Source organism: Chroococcidiopsis sp. CCNUC1, from assembly GCF_023546805.1.
In the GTDB taxonomy this organism is placed as follows: domain Bacteria; phylum Cyanobacteriota; class Cyanobacteriia; order Cyanobacteriales; family Chroococcidiopsidaceae; genus Chroococcidiopsis; species Chroococcidiopsis thermalis.
On sequence record NZ_CP097480.1, the window covers coordinates 2,811,585 to 2,826,449 of the forward strand.

The window sequence follows — 14,865 nt, forward strand, 5'->3', positions numbered from 1 at the left end:
TTACCAGATTTCTGCTGTGGGTGAATTGCACCTCATCAACCCATAGCTGAAAGAGAATTGTGGCGATCGCCAATCGCCTCGTTCCTCTATCATTTGGCAAAAATTATTGCGATCGCGGAACTTTATTGCAGGAGAAAATATCTCCGCCATTGGGTAGGTGTAATTAGATCCAGTTTTCTACCCAGTTATGCAAGAATAATCTGCATTAATTTTCAATCGCACAGACGATAAACAACTCTATGAAAACGACCGATCCTGTTTTGGTGAAACGCTTATCAGGTACTCTTGCCCTAGCTACTGCTACTCTCTCGCTCGGTTTTTTGGCTGCGGCTTGTCAACAAACCACAACAACAAGCAGCACGCCCCAAACCACAACTGCCGATTCTGCTCCGGCAACAACTCCGGTTGCAACAGATGTACAAGCTAGCACGCAAGCACTAAAGCTTGGCTCTCTTCTCCCCGCCACGGGCGATTTAGGTCCCATCGGACAACAAATGTCGGGTGCTGTTCCCTTAGTCATCGAGACAGTCAATGCTTGCGGTGGTGTTAATGGCGCTCCTGTCTCCTTAGTGGCAGAAGATGACGAAACCGATCCGCGTAAGGGTGCGGCAGCGATGACGAAACTAGCAAACGTCGATCGCGTAGCAGGTGTAGTTGGTTCTTTTGCCAGTAGCGTTTCTAGCGCGGCTGTACCGATCGCCGTGCGCAACAAGGTGATGCTGATCTCGCCTGGTAGTACGAGCCCTGTCTTTACAGATAGAGCCAAAAAAGGTGAATTTAAAGGCTTTTGGGCACGGACAGCTCCCCCCGATACCTACCAAGCCGAAGCCCTAGCTCAATTAGCGAAAAAACGAGGTTTTAATAAAGTCTCGACTGTAGTAATCAATAACGACTACGGTGTAGGTTTTGAAAAAGCTTTTGTCCAAACTTTTAAAAAACTTGGTGGAACTGTCGTTAACGAAGGTAGACCGACTCGTTACGATCCCAAAGCAACAACCTTTGAAACTGAAGCCGCTGCTGCTTTCGCTGGCAAACCCCAGGCAGTGATTGCCGTGATGTACGAAGAAACAGGTAGCATCTTACTGAAATCTGCCTACGAGCAAGGATTAATGCAGGGAGTACAGGTGATGCTCACTGACGGAGTGAAATCCGCCACCTTCCCTGGAAAAGTTGGCAAGAAAGATGACGGTAAATATATTGTCACTGGGGCGATTGGGACTGTGCCAGGTGCAGATGGCAAAGCACTGACAGCGTTAACCCAATTGTGGAAACAAAAGAAAAATCAGGCAGTTGGGGAATACGTCCCTCAAGCTTGGGATGCGACAGCACTACTCGTCCTCGCCGCCCAAGCAGCCAAGGCAAATACTGGCGAAGCAATTGCCAGTAAACTACGAGAAGTTTCTAACGCTCCAGGGACGGCAGTTACTGACGTATGCAAAGGTTTAGAGTTATTACGCAAAGGTCAAGATATCAATTATCAAGGCGCTAGCGGTAACGTCGATGTCGATGCTAACGGTGATGTTGTCGGAGTCTATGACGTTTGGACGGTCAAAGACGACGGTACTCTCGGTACGATTGGTAAAATTAGCCCGAAATAATTCAGAGATCGGTTAACGATGACCGATGTAGAGACGTTACATGTAACGTCTCTACATGTAATGTCTCTACTATTTTTAGAAGCCAGGGAAGTTATAGCCGACTCCTAGTAATAGACCGATAGAAGTTTCCTCAAAAAAGGCAACGTTTACCCCAGCCGTAGCAGTAAATTGATTAGTCAGGGGAAAATCTACCCCACCAGTAAGCAAGAAGTCGGTTTGACTGTCATCGCCAGAGGCGATCGCAACTCCCCCACCTATGTAAGGTGATATTGGTAGCGCAGCATCTATGACATCAACTCCTGGTAAAGAAATATCGTAAGTTAGGGGAATCAGAAAAACCGTATCTCCCCAAAGACGGCAGACGGACGCACTGAAAAGTTACCGGGCAGCCCAATTTTGCTAATCACGGCAAAGTTAGAGTCGCCTAAATCCGTGTCCCCATCCAAACCTATATTAGCGGCAATACCAACATAGCTAGAACCACCAAGGACTGCGCGTCCCACATCGGCGCTATCGACTTGGGCGATCTGGGAATTATCGATTTTTGTCGTTTCTAACTCTGGAATTGTAGCAGGCTCAGTAGTTAGAGTCGTAGCTGAAGTCACAGACGTTCCTGGCATCGGGACGACACGATCTGGAGGTTGTGCAGGTTGATTTAACTGCGGGCGATCGCGATCGTACGTCTGAGCTTGAGCAGATAAACTCCAACCAAGTACGGTCAAGCTCGCAACACCGAACACCAACGGCAAATGACGAGAAAAAAGCATATTTGCGTTCACTCCTAGCAAATTTTATGCTGAAAACTTGCATAATTCACTCTATCTATTAGTTATTAGCTCTAGCTTTTTATGTTTTGTCAATGTTTGTTTGTCATTTGTCATTTGTTACTGATAACTGGTCACTGGTCACTGGTCACTGATAACTACTCCCGATTCCCCAAAGTAGCGACTGCGGCAGCGAACTGCTGCGAAATGAAAGGTAAGATCTGACGATTTTTACTGTGAGGGCGACCTTCGGTAAATACAACTAATAAGTATGGTTGCAAATTAGGAATTTCTATATAAGCAGCATCGTGCCGGACTTGACTCGTCCAGCCAGCTTTTGCCCACAATTGTGCTTCTGGGGGTAATCCGCCACCTAGAAAACCCGTAATTTGGTCTTCGTCATTATCTGTTGCTAAATCGGCAGGATTAAGGCTGCGCTTGAGTAAACTCATCATCGCCTGCGATCGCCCGCTAGACACCGCTACCCCGCCTACAATACTGTGTAACAATCTTGCTGTGGCATTAGTCGTCAGCATATTGCGATTGTCCATTAACTCCCCCACAAACGCTCGTTCGCGACCATAGGGACCATCACACCAAGTTTTTTGATTGACGTTGATTGTCGCCATCTCCTCCCAACCGAGAGATTGATAGTAGCGATTGACGATGTTGCGTTGAGTTTTCCAAGTTTCAAAAGGCGCGGCTGGGAGTTCGGGACCGCTAGTCGTACCGCTGAGAACGTCAACGATTAAACTAGTTGCATCATTGCTAGAATCAGCGATCGCATCGCGCATGGCGCGTTCGATCTCCGGCGAAGACCCAACCATGCCTTTTTCTAACCATTCTTGTATCGCCACCAAATAAAATAGTTTGACGATACTAGCAGGATAGATTCGTTCCACACCGCGATAGCTATACCCCCGCACTGGAAAATTCCAGAAGGCTTGGGGACTCAAAGCACCACCTGTATTGACGGAGACTGGAGGATCGTAGACAATCCACGTCAGAGCAATTTGGTTACGTGCCAAAGTGGGAAATTCTGCCCAAGTCGCTTCTAAAACGCGATCGCCCAGAGTTTCTAGTTGTTCGTCTTTGCGGAAAAAAAATGTCATAGCGAGGACAAGGGAGACAAGGAGGACAAGGGAGACAAGGAGGACAAGGGAGACAAGGAGGACAAGGGAGACAAGGAGGACTAGGGAGACAAGGAGGACAAGGGAGACAAGGAGGACAAGGGAGACAAGGAGGACAAGGGAGACAAGGGAGACAAGGAGGACAAGGGAGACAAGGAGGACAAGGAGGACAAGACTAATTCGCAATTCGCAATAAAGTAAATTTCTCGCCTCTTAGATCTTGCAACAAATGACTAATGACTAATGACCAATGACAAATTTAGAACAATTACAAATTGGCATTGAATATCAGTGCCTCAGTCCTCTAAATATATATGATTCTCCTCAGTGCGATCGCTTGGCAACTCAAGCAGCAGATGGAAGACATTTACAAGTTACGACTATGCCTGACAACCCGTCAGCAATTGAGGTGTGTTTGTGTGAAGATGATTATCCAGGTTGGCTGCTCGGATCTGACATCCAAAAATTAGCTATAGCCAAGTCTCCTTATCAAGCGATCGCTCTTTCTATTACAGAAATTAAGCACCGCTTGCCAAAAGTTATTGACTATGCGTGTCAAGCGATGCAGCAACCCAATTACTATTTATGGGGTGGAACGTTAGGACCAAACTATGACTGTTCGGGCTTGATCCAAGCAGCTTTTGTTTCAGTGGGTGTTTGGTTACCTAGAGATGCATATCAACAGGAAGCCTTTGTAGAGAAAATTTCTGAAGTGGAACTCTCACCAGGAGATTTAGTCTTCTTTGGGACGGATAAGAAAGCTACCCATGTGGGACTTTATTTAGGCACTGGATCTTATATACATAGTTCTGGGCAAAAAATGGGGCGTAACGGCATTGCGATCGATCGCTTAACGGCAGAGGGAGACGAAATTAGTCGGTCGTACTTTCAACAACTGCGTTCCTACGGCAGAGTCGTTAAGTGTTTTGAGGGAATTCGGAATTCAAAAGTCAAAAGTTAGAAGTCAAAAGTCAAAAATGAGGAGACAGGAGACAAGTCACAAGTCAAAATTAACTAACCACTAACCACTAACCGCTAGCCACTAGCCACTACTAACTACTCATGATCGTTTCCGATAGCTTAACTCAATCCAATGGGGCGATCGCCTCATATAAACTAGACGTTTCGGTGGTCGTACCAGTTTACAACGAGGTGGAGAGCATACCTCATTTGCTGGAGGCGATCGCTTCTACCATGAAAGCCAGTGGTTTAACATACGATATTATTTGCGTCGATGATGGTTCCAAAGACGGTTCGGCGGATTTCCTCAAGCAACAAGCAACAGAACGCACCGATTTAAAAGCTGTCTTATTACGACGCAACTACGGACAAACAGCAGCAATGGCGGCTGGATTTAAATATGCTACAGGGAGAGCGATCGTCACTCTGGATGCAGATTTACAAAACGATCCGGCGGATATTCCTGCTTTACTTGCCAAACTCGATGCGGGCTATGATTTGGTAAGCGGTTGGCGCAAACAACGACAAGATGCGGCTTTAACTCGCTTACTCCCTTCTAAAATTGCTAATAAACTCATTGGCATGACAACAGGTGTCAAGTTACACGACTACGGCTGTTCTCTCAAGGCTTATCGGTCGGAACTCGTAGCCGATATGAATCTCTACGGAGAATTGCACCGCTTTTTACCCGCTTTAGCCTTTATTGAAGGGGCGAGAATTGGCGAAATGCCTGTGAGACACCACGCACGACGTTTTGGTCGCAGTAAGTACGGGTTGTGGCGGACGTTTCGCGTCTTGATGGATCTGCTGACAATCTCCTTCATGAAGAAGTTTCTCACCCGTCCCATGCACGTATTCGGTCTGTTTGGGCTGCTGTCTCTAGTCTTGGGTACGGCGATCGGGCTATATTTGACTTTCTTAAAATTAGGTTTGGGTCAAAGTATTGGCAATCGTCCCTTATTGATTTTGTCTGTCTTGCTATTCATCACTGGGGTACAGTTGTTTTGCTTCGGACTACTGGCAGAACTTTTGATGCGGACGTACCATGAATCTCAAGGTCGTCCAATCTATCGCGTGCGAGAGGTCGTAGGTCATAATGTTAAGTAAAGTAAAAATATTTGATGTAGAGGCGTTACATGTAATGTCTCTACACTGAATAATCCCTACTCCCTAAAATTGAACCTTGAACGTTTTTCTGAAATTCGATCGCAGTTTGCGGCGAAATTTGCTGATTTTATTCTGTGCTGGGCTGAGTTTCTGGTCTAGTCTGACAGCATTGTTGCCCGTTTTGCCTCTTTATATCGAGGATGTGGGGGCGAACAAGCAACAAATTGGCATGGTAATGGGTTGTTTTGCCATTGGACTGTTATTATTTCGTCCTTGGTTAGGACAGCTTGCCGATCGCCGCAGTCGTAAACTGGTGTTATACATTGGCACGGCTGTAGTCGCGATCGCCCCTTTAGGTTATTTAGTCATTACATCTTTGCCTTTATTGATGGCGCTGCGGGCATTCCACGGGATTAGTATTGCCGCTTTTACCACGGGCTACAGCGCCCTAGTTGCCGATATTGCACCCCCCCCACATCGCGGTGAAGTTATCGGCTATATGAGTTTAGTGACCGCGATTGGTATGGCAGTGGGACCCGCCATCGGCGGTTTTTTACAAGCTGGGGCTGGCTATGCACCCCTCTTTCTCCTCTCGGCAGGGTTGGGATTTTTGGGCATCTTGTTTACTTCCCAAGTCTACAATCCACCGATCGCGAAAGTGACAACCGAAAGTCCTTCAGCAGATCGGTTTTGGAGTTTATTATTCAGTCCGCGACTGCGTATCCCCGCGATTGTTTTATTACTAGTTGGTTTGGCTTTCGGTACTTTAAGTACCTTCGCACCTCTATTTATTAAATCGACTCAAGTAGATTTAAACGCAGGATTATTTTACACCGCAGCCGCGATCGCGAGTTTTGTCGTGCGCTTGACTACGGGACGAGCTTCCGACCGTTACGGCAGGGGTTTATTTATTTCCATTAGCTTGATTCTCTACTCGGTATCGATGCTGCTGCTATGGCAAGCTACCAATGCCAGTATGTTTTTATGGGCAGCAATTATCGAAGGGGCTGGGGCAGGAATGCTATTGCCTACCATTGCCGCACTACTGGTAGACCGCGCCCAGCCAGACGAACGGGGGAGAATCTTTGGTGTGTGTATGGTGGGGTTTGATGTCGGAATTGCGATCGCGGGTCCCTTCTTAGGTTTAATTGCCGAACAAGTCGGTTATCGGGCGATGTTTGGTGCGGCTGGCGGGCTAACTTTCCTCGCTTTACTCATCTTTTTGACCCATTCGAGCAAAAGTTTTCCTGCCTCTTTACGTTTTGCCCTGGGCAGGGGTCAGGATGCATACGCATTAAAATAGGGGCGCACAGCTGTGCGCCCCTACAAACCGATAAATCAAAAACGGGCGAGGAGGGATTCGAACCCCCGACACCGTGGTCCGTAGCCACGTGCTCTAGTCCACTGAGCTACACACCCTTGCCAGAAACTTATAGTAACACACACTTTGACTAAATGACACAAGAAAATTTTTCTGCTGCTAATTTGACTCATCTCGATTGGCAAGGGCAAGCTCAGATGGTAGATGTTTCTGCCAAACAGCCAACAGTTCGGGAAGCGATCGCCTCTGGTAGAGTGAGGATGCAAGCAGAGACTTTAACAGCGATTCAAGCTGGCAACGCCCCTAAAGGCGATGTCTTGGGAACAGCAAGACTAGCTGGAATTATGGCAGCCAAGCAAACATCAAATCTCATTCCCCTGTGCCATCCCTTACCCCTACAAAAAGTCGAAGTTCAAATTACCCCCGATCCCGAACTTCCTGGCTATCAAATTACAGCTACAGTCAGAACCAAAGCCGAGACGGGCGTAGAAATGGAAGCACTCACCGCCGTTTCCGTCGCTGCTTTGACACTTTACGACATGGCAAAAGCCCTAGAAAAATCGATGCAAATTGAAGCAATACATTTGGTTAGTAAGACAGGCGGGAAGTCGGGAGATTATACGGTAATGGGTAATGGGTAATCGGTAATTGGTGGTTGGTAATTGCACCTGAAGCTCCTTTGCTCCCCTGCACCTGAAGCTCCCTTGTCCCCCTTGTCCCCCTTGTCCCCCTTGTCCCCCTTGTCCCCCTTGTCCCCCTTGTCCCCCTTGTCCCCCTTGTCCCCCTTGTCCCCCTTGTCCCCCTTATCTCCCAACTCCCGCGTTAATTCCGAATAATCACCTCTACCCGCCGATTTTTCTGCCTTCCTTCGGGATTATCTGCACCATTAGATTTTGCGTTCGGGGCGATGGGCTGTTTTTCACCCCAGCCTTTAGCTGTCATCTGGCTATTATTAATACTGAAATTCTGCGCTAAATAGTTTTTGACGGCTTCCGCCCGCTTCTGAGAAAGCACCTGATTGTAAGCATCGCTACCCTTACTATCTGTATATCCGTTGATAGTCACGGGTGCTTTGGCATAGTTTTTCAGTAGTAAACTCAGTTTTTGTAGCGTTGGTTTAGCACTAGGACGAATATTCGATTTATCAAAATCAAATAGAATATTTTCTGGTAAATTAATCCGAATACCCGCGCTCGTTTCTTGGGCTTTTAAGTCTGTCAAAGCTTTTTGAATAACTGTTTGCGTTGTTTGAGTCGATCGCACAACTTCTAGCTGGGTGACAGAAGCACCGGATTGATGGGGTTGTTCTAATTGAGTTACAGCGATCGCCTGTGGTTCTTCTAAAGTTGTAATTACATTTGTGGTGGACTGCTGTTGAGTCTCTGTAACACCACGATTGCTAGCCTGCTGGCTGTCACAAGCAATAGTTAATGTTAACAACAATCCAGCGAACCACCGCACATTCACAATTCCGTAGCTTGCTTTTCCGAAGGAGTATTCCGAATTCCGAATTCCGAATTCTTCCCTCATTTTCCTTCACCCTGAAGCGGGATATTAAAGGTCATCTTCGGGTTATTGCTAAAATTTTCATTGCCACCAAATCTATTATTTGTAGTTAAGGTCAAAGTAGTTGCACCAGGGGCAATTCGACCGTTGAAAACAAATTTTCCTTTAAGGGTCGTGTTGGGGTCAATTCTAATATCTTCGTTGTTCGGTGGTTCTACCAGATTGTACTGATTCCCTAAATTATCTGCAATGACCATATCGTGACTGTTATTAAGTCGAATCCCATTACGATGACCGTTTGTCACGGTAAGATCGGCGGTGATGTGGTCGTCAGAAAAGGTAATTCCCGTAAGTCGCGCTGTCGTACCGTTAGCATGATTGACTTGGAGGCTGAGAGTTTGAGGCGCGGGTAACGAAGGATCGATCGCAGTTGTAGCAGCAGGAGAACTCGCGGCTGTCGTACTCGTCTCAGCTTGAGTTGGAGGTGGCGCAGCGATTGGTTGAGGTTCGTTATTTGATGGTATTAGATTTGTCGCCGATTGCGTCAATCGCTGTTGCGTAAATATATACAGTCCGCCACCGACTAAAACGACTAGTAGTAGGGTGGAAACTACGCCCAACAAAAACACGAGTATTCCATTGTTGCTGCGTCCAACAGTCGGTTCCGCGTGCGGGCGATCGCTAACTTCTCCTGTCCTATTCCCACGGGTGACATTCGCGTGATTTGCTGTTTCTGACTCGGCGCGATCGTTACTTTTGAAGTTAGCCATAACTCAAATATGTTTTTTCAATGCTTAATTTTTAATTAAATCTCAATCCTACCAAGACTCTTTTTATACCCTAACTTTATTAAAAATAGATACCAAAAAGGCTCTTGCAAGTCAATACTTGCTGACAAGGGGTAATTGGTAATTGGTAATTGGTAATCTGTAATTGACAGTTAACTAGTAACTAGTAACTGGTCACTGGTCACTGGTCACTTGTCACTGTTCCTCCACCGGGCGAATAATCGGTGTTGCAGGTGTTTCCTTTTGTTGAAAAATAGCTTGTAATGCCTGTTCTAAAGTCTCTGCCATCACAATTCTATTTTCGTAAGCTACGATGACCCGTACTAAAGTTGGCAAGCTATTTTGCGCTGCTTCTAAGTAAAGTGGTTCGACATACAACAGCGATTGTTCTATGGGAATTATCAGTAAATTTCCTTGAATCGTTCTAGAACCCTGTCGATTCCATAACGAAATTTGTTGAGAGATCACCGGATCTTGATTAATTCTCGCTTCGATTTGTTCTGGACCATAAACCAGTCGTTGTTTAGGAAACTCGTACAGTAATAATCTACCGTAGTTCTCGCCGTCCGATCGTGCTGCCAACCAAGCAATTAAATTTGTCCTTTGACTGGGAATGTAAGGCAATAAAAGGATAAATTCTTCAAACGGTACGGTAGGTAAACTAGTGATTAAATAATAAGGCTCGACTAATTTTGCTTCATTACCATACACTTCAGTAGGAATTTGCCATTGGTCTTCACGGTTATAAAATACTTGCGGATCGGTCATGTGATATGTCGTCAACCGTTCTGCTTGGATGCTGAACAAGTCTTGTGGATAACGAATGTGCGATCGCAAAGTTTTTGGTAAATTTTTTAAAGGTTGAAACAAACCAGGAAAAACTTTTTGCCAAGTGTTAATTATCGGATCGTTAGGATCGGCAACATAGAAATTGACCGTACCGTGATAGGCATCGATAACAACTTTAACTGAGTTACGAATATAGTTAATTCCCTCATTACCAGGCTCGGCATAGGGATAGCGATCGCTCGTCGTGTATCCATCGACAATCCAGTAAAGATAACTTTGTCGATCTCCTGCATCTGCAACTACCAAATAGGGGTCGCGATCGTACCGGATAAAAGGAGCGATCGCCCGAATTCTGCGATTAATATTACGCCGAAATAGTAACTTCGTCTGGGGTGTAAAATCCTGTGTCAACAACATTTGCCAGTCATTTAAGTACTTAGCAAATAGCAACCGCTGCCAAAACGAGCCGATATTAATTCCACCTCGACCGTCATAAACGTTATAAACATTATCATTGCCACTTGGGTAGTCTAATTCTTTTGTCTGCGTACCCGTCATGACGTAGGTATCTGTAATTTCCCCAAAATAAATTCGCGGTTGTCCGATGGGAATACTATCGCGGATTGCTTCGCTAGAGACAGCCAGAGTACTGCCATCAGTTGTTGTGTCGCTGATATCTTTGACAAAATACTCCGGTAGTCCCCCAGCAGCCGCCGTATTCACAGGACTGAGGGTAAAACCATAGCCATGCGTGTAAATTAAGTGTTGGTTGACCCACGTTTGTGCTTCTTGGGGTACGGCGCTATAGTCTAACTCTCTTGCGGCAATCAGAGTTTGCCTTGTCTCCGTGTTAACTGCATTTACACCAGTTTGCTGTTGTTCGGTTGTAGATGGTGGTGCGGCACTGGGTCGGCGCGCAACTGTATCTTGTAGTAAGGTATAGCGATCGATATCGGCATCGGGAAACCGATAATACAGTCGGATCTGTTGCAATTGGCGATTTGTTTCTAATAACGGACGTTGATCCCACAGGCGAATATTGCGAATGGTGAGGTCGTTGACTTGAATATCCTTATAGGTAAGATTATTTTGTGGATCGAAGGTACGGTTATCGATTCCCAAGTTAAAAGCTTGACGAGTTAATCCAATACTTCGCTGAATGTAGGGTCGTTCTCGTTCTAATTCATTTGGGAGTACGACAAAACGCTGCACGGCTGACGGTAATAGCGTACCAGTTCCCAAGGCAATCAGTAAATACGTGCTAACGCTTCCAATTAAAAACTTGCGTCTAAATTGTTTGGGATAACCAAAAACTGCACCCCAGAACAAAAAAATAGCGATCGCCACTGCCAATAAACTTAAGAAGGTATTAGCTGGTAGCTGTACCGTTACATCCGTATAACCTGCGCCAAAGGACACACCACGGCGAGAATAAAGTAATTCATAGCGGTTCAACCAATAACTGAGAGCAACCGCTAGCATGAAACAGCCGCCTAATCCCTCTAGATGTCGCTGCTGCGATCGCTTAAACCTGGCAAATCGCCCTTGACTTAAATTATCTCCAGCTAAAAGATAAGTCAGGGCGACAGCAGTTAAACCATATAAAAACATTCCCACCAACCAAAATTCTATTAATTCTCCTAATGGGAGGGTGAAGATATAAAAGCTAATATCGCGATTGAAAACGGGTTCGGCACTATTAAAAGTGGTAGGATTGAGGTATTTCAGTATTCTTGCCCAATTCCCAGACAGAACTAAACCAAAAATTCCACTGAACACAATCGCGATCGCCCACAGAAAAAAGCGCGTATAGAATAATAGCGCGATCGCTAATCCTGCCAACACACCCAGCGCCCAAACTTGGGAGAACAATCGTTCGCCCAGAGAGAAAACTGATGCTGGTCTAAATAACTTGGGAATCAGCGGCGATATATTCGGTAAATTCAAGTCAGTTTGCCAGTACTGCCTAGCAATTTGACCGTAATGCCACAACAACAGCCCCACCAACAGACTTAATAGCAAGACTAGGGGAGAAATAGGTGTGGGGGTAGTTGGTAGTTGGTAATGGGTAATTGGTAATGGGTAATTGGTAGTTGGTAATTGGTAGTGGGTAATTGGTAGTTGCTCCCTTGTCCCCCTTGTCTCCCTTGTCCCCCTTGTCCCCCTTGTCCCTCCCTACTCCCTACTCCCTGCTCCCTGCTCTCTATCAAGCGTTCAGCCACCACTAAATTACCCAGCAAATACAAAGCCGTGATGCCAAAGCCAATCGCCCATAATAAACCTTGGGTCAATAGTCGCAGTCTCAATACTGGCAAGTGACCGACTTCTTGAAACCAAAAAATCTCTGCCCCCAGACGGGCGACAAGATCGAAAAATAACCACAAGCCAAAGACAATTGCGATAAGTTGAAAACAGCGTTGCAAAAATATAGGTTTTTTTAACACTTTCTTACTGTCAATATCTAAAAAAATTTTATGTTCGTTAAATGCAGAAAACTCGCTTACTTAGCGACTCTTAAGAAAAAGTATAGATAGCTTTTGTCCTTTGTTGCCGCGATCGCCTGCACTTAAATTCTTGACGAAGATGTTAGCAATCTGAAAATTTAGGGAACTATAAAAGCGAGAAAACTAGGGTTGCCAGAGTATAGGGACTTTCGCGGATAATTGGTATGCAATCAAATTTAAGCTTTTCGTTTGGGGCATCAGAACTAACCGACCGACTGAAGCAAGTTTTTGACGATACCCTAACAGGGTACTGGCAAATTCAATTAAGCAAAGGAGAGCGCTCTCGTATTCCTCAGCCTCGCTATCTAGGAGTCGTGCAAGGGCGGGTCATTTCCTCTGGAATTGAGAAACTAGCAGCGTGGAAGCCTTTTTTAGCAACTTTAAATCAATCTATACCTCAACTGCGCCAACCACAAGCACAACAAGCATTCGGACAGCTACAACAGGAATTATCTAGTAAGGAAGCCACCCCTTTAAGCAAAATTGTCGTCGAGATGGTCAATATGAAATTGGTCACTCATGACGACGTAACGCAAGCACTGCGGCAAAAAATTCTCATCGATTTAGATACATATTTATTTGACTACGGCGGACAAGCTCAGTTTTTTTCCGAACCCGAACTCGTTGTCAATACTCCAATTCGCGGCTTTGAATTGAGTGGTTTGTTTGTAGAAGCCTCGAACCGCCAAAGTCAATGGAAGCAACTGCAAAAATACATTCCTTCCCTCGACAGCACTTTGATATTGAAACAGGAGGCAATAGCAGCTGCTTCTATGCCAACAGCACAACAGCAGCAGTTACAAAACTTAGTCCAACCAGGTAAAAATTTAGCGGCGATCGCCCGCACGATGGGAAAAGATCCTTTAGAAGTCGCAAAATTCTTTAGCCGTTTGATCGAAAGAGGCTTAGTAGAAATAGAAAAGTCCGTTAACACTTCTGGCAATTCTCAATCTTCAGCAGAAATATTTATTGTTGATGACTCGCCTCTACTAATCCAGCAATTTCGTCAGCTCGTAGAAGGTTGGGGATACCAAGTGAAGTATTCCAACAATGCTCTGACTGCGGTGCAAACAATGATGGAATCTCAACCCTTAGCAATTTTTCTCGATATCAATATGCCAGGAGCTTCTGGATTCGACCTGATTAAGCAAATCCGACGACAACCCCAACTAGCATCCCTGCCTCTGGTGTTACTGACAGCTGAAAAATCTGTTTCCAACCAATGGCGGGCGCAGTGGGCAAATTGCAAGTTTTTAGCTAAGCCCCGTACCCCTGCCGAAGTCCCAACATTTCGCACAGATTTGCGGCAAATGTTATTTGAAATAGCCCCCACCACTAAAGATATGGTTGTGTAATTTTATGCGCAATTCACGATTAAATTATATACCCTATACCCTTTCTTTATGCACCAGTACGGGCAGGTTTAGCAAAAAAATTATGACTTCAGCAGTCATCTGCGCTTCATACCCGCCCCTACGATAACTGACAACTGTTAATGGGAATTCTAAATATTAAGGTCAACTAAACCACACGAAAGGACGACAAACTCATGAAATTTTTAGTTGTTGATGATAGCTCGGTCGATCGCCACTTACTCACTTCTTTATTAGAAGGTTTAGGGCATCAAGTCGATGCTTGTTCCGACTCGAAGGAAGCTATGCAAATGCTTACAGATCGAGACTATGCATCTGTATTTCTAGATATTGTGATGCCAGAACAGGACGGCTACAAGTTTTTGCGCGAGGTGCGTTCTAACCAAAAAACTGCAAAGCAGCACGTCATTTTCTGTTCGACTAAAAAGACTCCTCTGGAGATTGACTATGGCATGAAACGGGCTGGAGCCGATGATTATTTGATCAAACCCGTGACGCGGGAAACCGTTGAGCAAGCTTTACAAAAGGTACGCTAATGAATCCCTCTCCTGACGCGATCGCCCAAAGTGATGCATCGATCCAGCTTGAGGAAAAGCAACAGCGATATATCCTCACCCAAGTCGAACAATTTACTTTTGTCTTACCGCTGACTCTAGTGGCAGAAATTCCAATTGTCGAGCGATCGCAGATCCTGGTGATGCCGTTCTACTCGCCAGTGATGATGGGAGTACTCCATCATGCAGGTCACGTTATCCCCTTGGTTTCTCTGCGTCAACTCTTGGGTGTTGCTAAGGGTTTTGCCGCAGAAAAACTGACAGTGGTGCAATTAAGCGCTGCGGCGGCGGAACAAGCAGGACTGGGGTTAGTTGTCGATCGCACCCTGGGGATGCGATCGCATTCCCAATTGCCACCAGATTTATTTGATGCCGCGCAGTCAAATACTGAACCAAACATGCGACTGTTCAAACCGGAACTCTTAGCAGATGCATTGTGGAAACCCCTGAGATGGCGATCGACTTGATAAA

The 14,865-nt window shown here is 45.6% G+C and carries 16 protein-coding genes, 1 tRNA gene and 1 pseudogene; 9 read left to right on the forward strand and 9 right to left on the reverse strand.

Annotation, left to right across the window (positions count from 1 at the left end; genetic code table 11):
* A complete protein-coding gene (locus M5J74_RS13180) occupies positions 1-150 on the reverse strand; it encodes a hypothetical protein (protein ID WP_181245551.1) in 150 nt (49 codons plus the stop codon).
* A gap of 113 nt (positions 151-263) precedes the next feature.
* Between M5J74_RS13180 and M5J74_RS13185 the strand changes: the two genes are divergently transcribed.
* Positions 264-1,598, forward strand: a complete 1,335-nt coding sequence (locus M5J74_RS13185; protein ID WP_371934035.1) for an ABC transporter substrate-binding protein — start codon at positions 264-266, stop codon at positions 1,596-1,598.
* A gap of 75 nt (positions 1,599-1,673) precedes the next feature.
* On the opposite strand, the gene M5J74_RS32690 is transcribed toward M5J74_RS13185, so the two are convergent.
* From M5J74_RS32690 to M5J74_RS13195, 3 genes are all read right to left on the reverse strand, one after another.
* Positions 1,674-1,805, reverse strand: a complete 132-nt coding sequence (locus M5J74_RS32690; protein WP_256498784.1) for a hypothetical protein — start codon at positions 1,803-1,805, stop codon at positions 1,674-1,676.
* 122 nt (positions 1,806-1,927) lie between these two features.
* Positions 1,928-2,365 (reverse strand): hypothetical protein, encoded by a 438-nt coding sequence (locus tag M5J74_RS13190; RefSeq protein WP_250016922.1) that lies wholly within the window; start codon positions 2,363-2,365, stop codon positions 1,928-1,930.
* A gap of 155 nt (positions 2,366-2,520) precedes the next feature.
* Positions 2,521-3,474 carry a serine hydrolase gene (locus tag M5J74_RS13195; RefSeq protein WP_250016923.1) on the reverse strand — a complete coding sequence of 318 codons (954 nt, stop codon included), beginning with the start codon at positions 3,472-3,474 and terminating at the stop codon, positions 2,521-2,523.
* On the opposite strand from M5J74_RS13195, the gene M5J74_RS13200 reads away from it, so the two are divergent.
* The 4 genes from M5J74_RS13200 (at position 3,455) to M5J74_RS13215 (ending at position 6,862) form a co-directional block, all read left to right on the forward strand.
* Positions 3,455-3,688 (forward strand): hypothetical protein, encoded by a 234-nt coding sequence (locus M5J74_RS13200; protein WP_250016924.1) that lies wholly within the window; start codon positions 3,455-3,457, stop codon positions 3,686-3,688. The two genes, M5J74_RS13195 and M5J74_RS13200, sit on opposite strands and share 20 nt — an antisense overlap.
* Positions 3,689-3,742: 54 nt before the next feature.
* Positions 3,743-4,453: a C40 family peptidase gene (locus M5J74_RS13205; RefSeq protein ID WP_015154554.1), complete on the forward strand. Its 711-nt coding sequence runs from the start codon at positions 3,743-3,745 to the stop codon at positions 4,451-4,453.
* Positions 4,454-4,554: 101 nt separating this feature from the next.
* Positions 4,555-5,559, forward strand: coding sequence for a glycosyltransferase family 2 protein (locus tag M5J74_RS13210; RefSeq protein ID WP_250016925.1), 1,005 nt, complete (start codon positions 4,555-4,557; stop codon positions 5,557-5,559).
* A gap of 76 nt (positions 5,560-5,635) precedes the next feature.
* Positions 5,636-6,862, forward strand: coding sequence for an MFS transporter (locus M5J74_RS13215; RefSeq protein WP_250016926.1), 1,227 nt, complete (start codon positions 5,636-5,638; stop codon positions 6,860-6,862).
* A gap of 42 nt (positions 6,863-6,904) precedes the next feature.
* Here the strand turns inward: M5J74_RS13215 and M5J74_RS13220 are convergent.
* Positions 6,905-6,978: transfer RNA gene (locus M5J74_RS13220), tRNA-Arg, on the reverse strand.
* Positions 6,979-7,014: 36 nt separating this feature from the next.
* Between M5J74_RS13220 and moaC the strand changes: the two genes are divergently transcribed.
* Positions 7,015-7,521, forward strand: coding sequence for a cyclic pyranopterin monophosphate synthase MoaC (moaC, locus tag M5J74_RS13225; RefSeq protein WP_250016927.1), 507 nt, complete (start codon positions 7,015-7,017; stop codon positions 7,519-7,521).
* On the opposite strand, the gene M5J74_RS13230 is transcribed toward moaC, so the two are convergent.
* From M5J74_RS13230 to M5J74_RS13245, 4 genes and pseudogenes are all read right to left on the reverse strand, one after another.
* Positions 7,497-7,694 (reverse strand): hypothetical protein, encoded by a 198-nt coding sequence (locus tag M5J74_RS13230; RefSeq protein ID WP_250016928.1) that lies wholly within the window; start codon positions 7,692-7,694, stop codon positions 7,497-7,499. The genes moaC and M5J74_RS13230 overlap by 25 nt on opposite strands.
* A gap of 8 nt (positions 7,695-7,702) precedes the next feature.
* Positions 7,703-8,410 carry an OmpA family protein gene (locus tag M5J74_RS13235; RefSeq protein ID WP_250016929.1) on the reverse strand — a complete coding sequence of 236 codons (708 nt, stop codon included), beginning with the start codon at positions 8,408-8,410 and terminating at the stop codon, positions 7,703-7,705.
* The gene (locus tag M5J74_RS13240; RefSeq protein WP_106219010.1) at positions 8,407-9,156 is read right to left on the reverse strand and encodes a hypothetical protein; all 750 of its coding nucleotides are present in this window, start codon (positions 9,154-9,156) and stop codon (positions 8,407-8,409) included. Before M5J74_RS13240 ends, M5J74_RS13235 begins: the two co-directional genes overlap by 4 nt.
* A gap of 213 nt (positions 9,157-9,369) precedes the next feature.
* A pseudogene (locus M5J74_RS13245) lies at positions 9,370-12,407 on the reverse strand (UPF0182 family protein).
* A gap of 224 nt (positions 12,408-12,631) precedes the next feature.
* Here M5J74_RS13245 and M5J74_RS13255 point away from each other — a divergent pair.
* The 3 genes from M5J74_RS13255 to M5J74_RS13265 all read left to right on the forward strand — a co-directional run bounded on the left by M5J74_RS13255 (position 12,632) and on the right by M5J74_RS13265 (position 14,861).
* Positions 12,632-13,822 (forward strand): response regulator, encoded by a 1,191-nt coding sequence (locus tag M5J74_RS13255; RefSeq protein ID WP_015154561.1) that lies wholly within the window; start codon positions 12,632-12,634, stop codon positions 13,820-13,822.
* A gap of 194 nt (positions 13,823-14,016) precedes the next feature.
* Positions 14,017-14,376 (forward strand): response regulator, encoded by a 360-nt coding sequence (locus tag M5J74_RS13260; protein WP_015154562.1) that lies wholly within the window; start codon positions 14,017-14,019, stop codon positions 14,374-14,376.
* A complete protein-coding gene (locus M5J74_RS13265; protein ID WP_106218190.1) occupies positions 14,376-14,861 on the forward strand; it encodes a chemotaxis protein CheW in 486 nt (161 codons plus the stop codon). The genes M5J74_RS13260 and M5J74_RS13265 overlap by 1 nt, the downstream gene beginning before the upstream one ends.
* Positions 14,862-14,865 lie beyond the last annotated feature (4 nt).